7 protein-coding genes are annotated in these 6,934 nt (G+C 66.9%); 3 read left to right on the top strand and 4 right to left on the bottom strand.

Annotation, left to right across the window (positions count from 1 at the left end):
* Positions 1 to 133: 133 nt before the first annotated feature.
* Entirely contained in the window at positions 134 to 322 is a 189-nt protein-coding gene (locus ACFV15_RS17095; RefSeq protein WP_378351414.1) for a hypothetical protein, read from the bottom strand.
* A gap of 185 nt (positions 323 to 507) precedes the next feature.
* On the opposite strand from ACFV15_RS17095, the gene ACFV15_RS17090 reads away from it, so the two are divergent.
* Genes ACFV15_RS17090 through ACFV15_RS17080 form a run of 3 tightly spaced genes read left to right on the top strand, consistent with a single transcriptional unit; the run spans position 508 to position 3,627 of the window.
* Positions 508 to 1,593: a tyrosine-type recombinase/integrase gene (locus tag ACFV15_RS17090; RefSeq protein ID WP_378351413.1), complete on the top strand. Its 1,086-nt coding sequence runs from the start codon at positions 508 to 510 to the stop codon at positions 1,591 to 1,593.
* A 4-nt stretch (positions 1,594 to 1,597) separates the two neighbouring features.
* Positions 1,598 to 1,912 carry a helix-turn-helix domain-containing protein gene (locus ACFV15_RS17085; RefSeq protein WP_378351412.1) on the top strand — a complete coding sequence of 105 codons (315 nt, stop codon included), beginning with the start codon at positions 1,598 to 1,600 and terminating at the stop codon, positions 1,910 to 1,912.
* A complete protein-coding gene (locus ACFV15_RS17080) occupies positions 1,909 to 3,627 on the top strand; it encodes a hypothetical protein (protein ID WP_378351411.1) in 1,719 nt (572 codons plus the stop codon). Before ACFV15_RS17085 ends, ACFV15_RS17080 begins: the two co-directional genes overlap by 4 nt.
* A gap of 70 nt (positions 3,628 to 3,697) precedes the next feature.
* Here ACFV15_RS17080 and ACFV15_RS17075 read toward each other — a convergent pair whose 3' ends face one another.
* The 3 genes from ACFV15_RS17075 to ACFV15_RS17065 are packed head-to-tail and all read right to left on the bottom strand — an operon-like array spanning position 3,698 to position 6,880.
* Positions 3,698 to 4,591: a type II secretion system F family protein gene (locus ACFV15_RS17075; protein WP_378351410.1), complete on the bottom strand. Its 894-nt coding sequence runs from the start codon at positions 4,589 to 4,591 to the stop codon at positions 3,698 to 3,700.
* A gap of 4 nt (positions 4,592 to 4,595) precedes the next feature.
* Positions 4,596 to 5,510: a type II secretion system F family protein gene (locus ACFV15_RS17070; protein ID WP_378351409.1), complete on the bottom strand. Its 915-nt coding sequence runs from the start codon at positions 5,508 to 5,510 to the stop codon at positions 4,596 to 4,598.
* Positions 5,507 to 6,880 (bottom strand): CpaF family protein, encoded by a 1,374-nt coding sequence (locus ACFV15_RS17065; protein WP_378351416.1) that lies wholly within the window; start codon positions 6,878 to 6,880, stop codon positions 5,507 to 5,509. The genes ACFV15_RS17070 and ACFV15_RS17065 overlap by 4 nt, the downstream gene beginning before the upstream one ends.
* Positions 6,881 to 6,934: the final 54 nt, after the last annotated feature.

Genomic DNA, 6,934 nt, shown 5'->3' with positions numbered 1-6,934 from the left:
ATGTGCCATGCCGGACAACCGACAACTTTCACGGCCAACCGACATCTCGCCGACAACAACACCGGTCACACCGACAACTTCAGCGGATCCCTACACGGGCCAGTAGTACTCGTATCGGCGGGGGCATGGCGGGCTACAGGTTGATGCCGTTGGCTTTGGCGGTGACCTTCGCGACCAGGACTGCGATGATCGTCAGAGCGGCGACCACGAGCAACGCGGTCACGAGCACGGTTTCGGTCGAATACCCGGCTTCAGGTTCGCGGCGTAGTGCTTCCCAGCGTGCCTTCACCGCCGTCCACAGTGCGATCCAGTTGTTCTCCATTGCGTTCTCCTTAAACTGTCTGCATTCTCTTGAGTTCGTTGGTGCGTCAGTTGTGCTGGTGACGCCCTATCAGCAGGCCGGGACGGGTTCACTCGATCGCGTGGAGATCTCGACAGAGCATCGAGATTCCCGAGAACTTGCCGATGATCTGAGCGTTCTGTCATCTCATTCGATCTGGAGTGCTGGTGTCGCTGGCTGTGGTGCGGTCGATAGGCACGGCAGGTAGGCCGTGCTCGCCGCAGGATCTGGAGGACTTCGAGCAGGAATTGATCGACCAGTACGCGATCGCGATGCTGGGTGCTGGCCTCGGCGATGATTACGTTGGGTCTGAGAGATCGGTGGTATTCGAGTTCGCAAGGTTCCTCGCGAGTCCAGTGTGGACGGCTCAGCCCGAGGACGCGGATCGTTTCCTGAACTACTTGCGGCGTGAGCGCAGGAACTCGAAGTCGACCGTTGCTGGCAAGGCAGTCGCTTTGGGACGGTTCTTCGACTTCCTTGTCGACCGCTACCAAGGTGACATCCATGCTTTGACCGGCCACGTCGTGGATCAGGTCATTGACGAGCACAATCGTCCGTCCCGCACTGATTGTGTCGGGACTCGAGTACCGCCCAGCGAGGACGAGGTCGAGTCGCTGTTCGCCGCGTGGGGGCCAGCGGTGATCGAGGCGCGCAAGTTCCTGCCCGCTGCCCGCGACTACCTGGCGGCGTCGCTGTGGCGGCGGGCTGGTCTGCGCATCAGCGAGACCGTGATGCTGGATATCCGGGACTGGCGTCCCGACTTGGGTGAGCATGGCAAACTGCATGTCCGCTTCGGCAAGGGCAGCCGGGGGCGCGGCCCAAAACCCCGCCTGGTTCCTGCGATCAACTCTGTCGACACCTTGATCACTTGGTGGCTCACCGACGTACGCCACCAGTTCGGCGAGGATTGGTCGGACCCGGATGCCCCCTTGTTGCCCAGCGAGCGCCGGGATCCCGATACCGGTCGCTGCACACGCGTGGGCGATGACGCGCTGCGCTCCGGGTTGGCCGATGCGGTCGGATGCTGGTTGCCGGCGTGGTCGGGACGGCTGACCCCGCACGGCCTGCGGCACTACTGCGCGTCCTCGTTGTACGCCCGAGGCATGGACCTCAAGGCGATTCAGGAGTTGCTGGGACACGTGTGGCTGTCCACCACGACCCGCTACATCCACGTTCACGACGACCACGTCGAAAGAGCCTGGGCGATGGCCAACGACCGGGTAGCCGCGAGGCTGCAGATGGAGAAAGGATAAGCCGGTGCGCTGGAACCTGCGAATGACGGCCGCCGAGCGCGGTATTTGGAAATCCACCGAGATGCGACGGCAACTCGCCGATGCCGGATTGGAGATCAGCGCCGGCAAGATGTCGGCTCTGTGGGCGGGCACTCCCACCACGATCCGCCTGGACGACCTGGACGTGATCTGCTCGGTGCTCGAATGCACACCGACCGAACTACTTATACCTGAACCAGACAAGGTCGCCGCACTCAAACCCGCGCGGGAAGTGGAAGCCACCAGCGGGACCGTCGTGACACCGAGGCTTGGCCGACACCGATCGGCGCCTCCGGTATGACCAAACCCCGCCTGTGCGTCCAGTGCGGCGTCAACCCCATCGCCTACTACGGACGCACCCACTGCTACGACTGCGTGCCACGAGTATGGAAACGCCCGGCAACATGCAAACGCTGCGGCTCCAACGAGAACTACTTCACAGCCGGATTGTGCCGACGTTGCCACAGATCCGCCCCCTATGTCGACAGCTGCCTCGACTGTCTGGCTTGGGGCGCCACCCGCCACTTCAGCTGGCTGTGCAATGCCTGCAAAAGCTGGCACGACCGTTTCGAGACGCCACGCGAGTGCCCGTCCTGCCAGCGCACCATCCTGGTCAACGCCCGCGGCTATTGCCGCCTGTGCTGCAGGCAAGCACATCTTGTCCGCCCGGAACACCACAGCGTGGACGTGCGCGAGGCCAACAAATACGGCCAGCAACTGTTCATCGCCGATTTGTTCCGGCAGAAACGCCCCGAACCACCGCCAGCACTGCCAGCACTGCCACGGCCGACAGCGTGGCCGCACCGATATCCGGTTGCTCATCGGCAACTCGCCTTGTTCGATACCGGACGCGACCACACCGCGCCCCGCGGCCGTGGCTTGGTACCACCTCTCCCGGATCTGGCCGACGCGCTCGACCACGTGACCGCCGAACATGCCGCACTGCATGGCTGGAGCCAGAACACGGAAGTCATGGTCCGCTGCGCCATCCATCTGTTGCTTGCCATCCAGGACACTCCAGGAGCACCCATCAAGGCCACCGACGTCGCCGCTGTGACGACCGGCAGGTCGTGGCGCAACATGCGATCCGTCCTGGAAATCCTTGCCACGGCGGAAATGCTTGAGGACGACCGCGAACCTGCCCTCGATGCCTACGTCGCCCGCCAAGCCGCCGACCTCGCTGCGCCGATGGCCGAGGAGTTCCGCTGCTGGTTCGAGGTCCTCCGCGATGGCAGCTCCCAACGTCCCCGATGCCTTCCCCGTAACCCCAGTACCATCCGCAGCAACCTCGTCAACGCCCTCCCCGCCTTGCGCGTCTGGTCGGCCGCCGGCATCCAGTCGTTGCGAGAGATCGAAAGCCAGGATGTCCGAGACGTGCTGCCACACGAGGCTGGCCGGAACCGACGAATGCTGAACGCGTTGCGGTCGCTGTTCCGTGTCCTCAAAGCTCGGCGAATGGTGTTCCTCAACCCGACCACGCGTCTGCGTAGCATCCAGGAACCGCCCAATCAACCACTGCCGATCGAGCTGGAACCACTGCGCGAAGCCGTCAACAGCACCAAACCTGTACGCGCCGCACTCGCGACACTGATCGCCTTCCACGCACTGAGCGTCCGCGAAATCCGCGAATTGAAGTTGACCGACCGCTACGACGGCCGAATACACGTGGGCGGACGAACCGTCCTGCTTGCCGAGCCGGTCCGCGCGAAACTGGCCGACTGGCTGGACGAGCGCGCCCGCCGATGGCCCCACACCATCAACCCGCACCTGTTCGTCAACCTGCACAGCGCCGGAAGAACCTGCCCGACCAGTTACAGCTGGATCACCAACACAATCGGAGTTTCCGCCCAAGCCATCCGCCAGGATCGCATCCTGCACGAGGCCATAGCCACGGCCGGCGACCTGCGCCGCCTCTCCGATCTGTTCGGACTGAGCATTGGGAGCGCCGAACGCTACGCCCACACCACAGACCGACCAAGCGCATCCGCCAGTTCCGAAACCGACGTACACTCCTAACATCATTCGACGTCCCCTCCCTTCAGTTCCTTCCAAACAGCACTTCAGAAATCGCGAACCCACGGGGAACTCAAAGGCCGTTGAGGACTTGCGTCAGTGCGGGGTAGGCGATGAACGCGAGAAACCCTAGGAATAGCGCCATGACCGGCAGGGACATGCGTTCGGTCGCGGCTTGGGCGTTGCCTTCGGCGTCGGTGAGCTGGTGTGTGCGCAGCGCGGCCGCTTTCGCCGCCAGGCTCGCGCGGACCTTCGCGCCCTCGGTGCCGGCGAGGCTGACCGACGCGGCGAGTTCGGACAGCTCGGTGATGCCGAGTTCTTCGCCGAGCTGGCGCAAGGTGGCCCAGGGGGTGGTGCGGGTCAGTCGCGCGGTGTCGAGCGCGCGCTGGATCTGGGTGAACGCCCAGCCATGCCCGATGGCGACCGAGTCGTTGAGCGCGCTGTCCACGCCGGCGCCACCGGCCAGCGTGATCCACACCAGATCCAGGTACGCCGACAGCGCATGCCGGAACCCGGCCCGCAGCTTCGCCGCCTCGGACTTGGCGCGCAGGTCCGGGAACAGGAACCCCGCGCACGCCAGGACCAGCCCCGCGATGATCGGGAACTCGAACCCCAGTGACAACCCGGCCAGCGAGAGCAGGATCTGCAGCAGCGCTGGGGCGAGGATCCCGGCGAGGGCGAGGATCGCCTTCTCCGCCAGATGCATGGACACCGGCCGCCCGATGACCGCCAAGTCACGCGCGAGCCGGTCACTCGGAAGTCCGAGCGCCCGCAAGGGGCTGGCAAAGGGGCGGCCCAGCCGGGCAGCGAAGCCGGTGTCCTCGGCGGTCACGATCGGCCGCGGAGCCGGCGGCGCGCTGCTGCGCGCGAGGACCGCGCCGAGCGCGGGGCGCGGCGGGAACAGCCACACAGCCAGCGCCCACAACCCAACACCTGCTCCCGCACCCAAGGCCAATACGGTGATCATGGCGTCACACCTGCCTTTCCACGGACAGCACCGCAGTGTCTGAGCCGGATGTTGTGCCGGGGCGGGAGAGGAACCTCACTGGCTCGGCGACCTTCGCGATGTGCACCAGCCACGCGAAACCAACAGAGAAGAGGGCGCCGATGCCGAGTAGCACGATCTGCCCGCTGGTGGAGTCGTAGGCGGACAGGTAGGAGCGGTTGAGCAGCACGACCGCGACGGCGAACGTGAGCGTGGTGCCCACGATCACCCGCACGGAGGTGCGGGTGCGGGCCCTGCCCGCTTCGACTCGCATCCGCATCGAGGCCTGCTCGCGGGCGGCGTGGGCCAGGGAGCCGAGCAGGTCGCCGAGCTGGCGGGCTTGCTGCTCGGCGGCGAGTACGAGTGCGGCGATCACGAGGTCTCCGGTGGGGTCGGCGAGTTGCTCGGCCAGCCGGCGCAGCGACGGTGCGAGCCGCTCCCCGTTTTCCAGCCGGGCCGCGAGGTCGGTGAGGTCGCTGCGGATCGTGGTCGGTGCCAGTGGCGCGGTCGCGAGGATCGCCTGTTCCAGTCCGGCTGCGGTGGAGAGGGTGTCGCGCAGCATCTCGGTCCAGGTGGCGACCGCTTCGATGCGCGCGACCCGGCGAGCGTGCTCGGGATCGCGGCCGAGAACGCGCGGGATCGCCCAGCACGCCAGCCCTGCCAGGATCGCGCCGACCACCCAGCCGGTGGCCACCCCGGTCAGCACAGCCACCGCGACCGCGATCGCCAGCCGGAGCACCCGATGCGGATCCCGCTGACCAGAACGCGGCCGGGACCGTGTGTGGCGTGGTCGGTCCGGGTCCATGCCGCGCCAGCCGACGACCAGGAGCAGCAGACCGGTTCCGGCGCCGCCGCCGAGCAGCGCGGCGACAGTGACCGACAGGGTCAGGGACGTGGTCATCGGGGCCACCACCCGTCGGGCTGCTCGAGTATGCCGGGGTCGAAGCCGACGTTGACGAGGTCGTCGAGGGTGTCGCCGCGCAACGTTCCGGCGACTGGTCGGGCGCGCCGGTCGGTGCCGGGCCGGTAGACCTCGTTGGACACGACTTGCGCGCCGTCGGCGTCGACGACCTCGCGGATCGAGGACACCACGCGGGTCGTGCGGTCGGTGCCGCGGGCGAGATGCACGACGAAATGGACCGCGCTGGCCACCAGCAGATTTGTCGCTTCGAGCGGGAGCCGTTCGATGCCTTGCGCGGCGTAGGAGGCAAGGCGGGTGAACGCGATCTTTGAGCTGGAGGCGTGCAGGGTCGCCATCGACCCGTCGTTGCCTTGGCTCATCGCGTTGCACATCGGGATCACCTCGGGGCCGCGGATCTCGCCGACGATCACCCGGTCCGGGCTCAGGCGGAGTCCGCAGCGGACGAGTTCGGCTTGGGAGATCACGCCTGCGCCTTCGATGTTGGCCTCGCGGGCTTGGAAGGCGGTCACGTCGGCGTGGATGTCGGGGTCGAACTGCAGGCCGAGTTCGAAGGCGTCCTCGATGGTGACGATCCGCTCCATCGGGTCCATCTCCGCGGCCAACGCGCGCAGCAGCGTGGTTTTGCCCGCTCCGGTGCCGCCGGTGATCAGGATGTTCTTGCGCGCCTTGACCAGCGCGCGCAGGAACTGTTCGAGACCGGGGTCGAGGGTGCCGCGGGCACGCAGCTCGGCCAAGGTGGCGGTGAGGTAGCCGTGGCGGCGGATCGACAGCGCGGTCACCCCGCCGTCGGTCACGCCCATCACCGCGAACAGCCGCTCCCCACCGGGAAGTTGCAGGTTGAGGATGGGGGAGCCCTGGTCGAACCGGCGTTCCTGGCTCGACGCCCGCGCGGCGAGCAGCCGCACCAGGTCGGTGAGCTCCTCGTTCGACCCGGCGATCGGCCCGACCAGGGCGCGGCGGCCGTCGGTGTACTGCACGAAGACCCGGTCGAACCGGTTGACGTTGATCGTCTCCACAGTCGGGTCGTCCAGCAGCGGTTGGAGGCCGGCCATCCCGAACAGCTCGTTGACGACCTCGCCGATCACCCGCTGCTCAAGATCGCGGCCCACCAGAGCCCGGTTGTCCATCAGCTCGCGTTCGCTGTGCACCGCGACCGCGTCGTCCAGGATCATCCGCGCCAGCGTGTGCCGGGACTCGCGGGTCACGGTGGCGCCGGTGCGGCGCTGCTGGGCTTCGACTCGTTTGGGCAGCTCGGTCGCCAAGGCGTCGCGTAGGTGCTGCCGTAGCCGCTCTTGGGCGGCCAAGGTCTCGGCGGCCAGACGATCGTGAGGGCGAGCCTGACCGGGAATCACCGCGGCCGGCGTCGGCGGACGCAGCGGGACCGGAGGCGGATACCTGTTGCC

The sequence above is a fragment of the Amycolatopsis sp. NPDC059657 genome (assembly GCF_042734395.1).
Taxonomy (GTDB): Bacteria; Actinomycetota; Actinomycetes; order Mycobacteriales; family Pseudonocardiaceae; genus Amycolatopsis.
Note: the sequence above shows the minus strand (reverse complement) of the source record. Positions and strands in the feature narration are given on the sequence as shown.